This is a genomic window from Emticicia sp. (assembly GCF_049241225.1).
Lineage (GTDB): Bacteria > Bacteroidota > Bacteroidia > Cytophagales > Spirosomataceae > Emticicia.
Genome location: NZ_JBMLRC010000226.1, coordinates 1 through 1374, shown reverse-complemented (window position 1 = coordinate 1374; position 1374 = coordinate 1). Strand labels below are relative to the sequence as shown.

At 35.7% G+C, this 1374-nt stretch carries 2 protein-coding genes; both read left to right on the top strand.

Features of this window, described 5'->3' with window-relative positions:
* A partial coding sequence (locus ACOVO2_RS12575) for an Ig-like domain-containing protein (protein WP_421770315.1) occupies positions 1 to 729 on the top strand: 729 nt, incomplete at its 5' end.
* A gap of 32 nt (positions 730 to 761) precedes the next feature.
* On the top strand, positions 762 to 1304 hold the full coding sequence (locus tag ACOVO2_RS12570) for an RNA polymerase sigma factor (RefSeq protein ID WP_421770314.1): 543 nt from the start codon (positions 762 to 764) through the stop codon (positions 1302 to 1304).
* The last annotated feature ends 70 nt before the right edge of the window (positions 1305 to 1374 follow it).

Genomic DNA, 1374 nt, shown 5'->3' with positions numbered 1-1374 from the left:
AAGTTTATTAAAAATGGATTTGTTTTTTATCGGGCTACTAATTCTAATGCTACAAATGATGCCTTTGTGGTGAGTGGAAAGATAGCAACTGGAGGAACTGTAAGCGAAGAGATAAAGATAAATTTTGTGCGTAATATGGCTGATTTACCCTGTTATGCTGGAACAATCGGAGATAAGGCGACAGTGGAAGCTGGTAAAACTACCGAGATAAATGTCACAGCCAATGATAAAACTTGTAGCACGATTGGTGAAAATACATTGAAAATTGAGATTCCGCCTGCAAATGGCAAAGCAGAGATTATCGACCGAAAAGTAATATACACGCCGAACTCTGATTTTATTGGCGAAGATGTTTTTTTCTATCGAATGGGCATCAACAATAATAAAAATCCCGTTGCACCAGTAGAGATAAGTGTCATAGAATTGAAGGAATGTACTAATGGAATGACTGACGATATTCTAAATGTTCTGAGCTATTCACCTAATTCCGATTTAGTTATTGATGTATTACAAAATGATAAAATTTGTGCTAATTATCAAAAAGCCGAACTGAAAGTAATCACAAATCCAGCCGTCGGAGATCTAAGAATTGGTAAAAATAATGCAGGAAAACAAGTGATATATTATAAATCGGCAATTGCCCCGAAAGGAATACAAACTTTTGAATATGCACTTTATAGAACCGAAAAAGCCTTTATCAAAGCCAAAGTAACTGTAAATTTTAATTAAATTCATATAGCCTACACTATTACCCAGCTTTTGTGCAGTCAAACGACCGTGAATTATTAGAAGGGTGCCTCCGACGAGATTCTAAGGCACAAGCGGCACTTTATCATCAGTATAAAGGTCGCTTTTTTGGTATTTGTCGCCGTTATGCTCAAAGCCGTGAAGATGCTGAAGATTTGCTGCAAGATGCGTTTGTGAAGATATTTTTAAACTTAAATGAGCTGCGAAGTGCTGAGCAAATGAGTGCATGGATTAGGAGAGTGGTGGTGAATGTGTGCATTGATTATTATCATAAGAAGGTGAATCTGACCAATATTGAAGAGATTCCTGATATACCGACGGGAAATTGGGAAACTGATAATGTGATAAGTCAAATGAGTAATCAAGAGCTTTTAGCGGCAGTTAATGAATTACCCGATGGAGCAAGAATAGTTTTTAATTTGTTTGTAATTGATGGGTTTTCGCATCAAGAAATCAGCGAAAAACTTAATATAACCGAAGGAACATCTAAGTCGCAATTATTTTTTGCCAAGAAAATTCTTAGGAAAAAACTGGAAGAAATGGGAGTAAGGGCGTAAGTTTTTTAATGTTGGATGTTTGATATAAGTATTTAATAACAAGTTATCCAATAACAAGTTTCCCAATAAC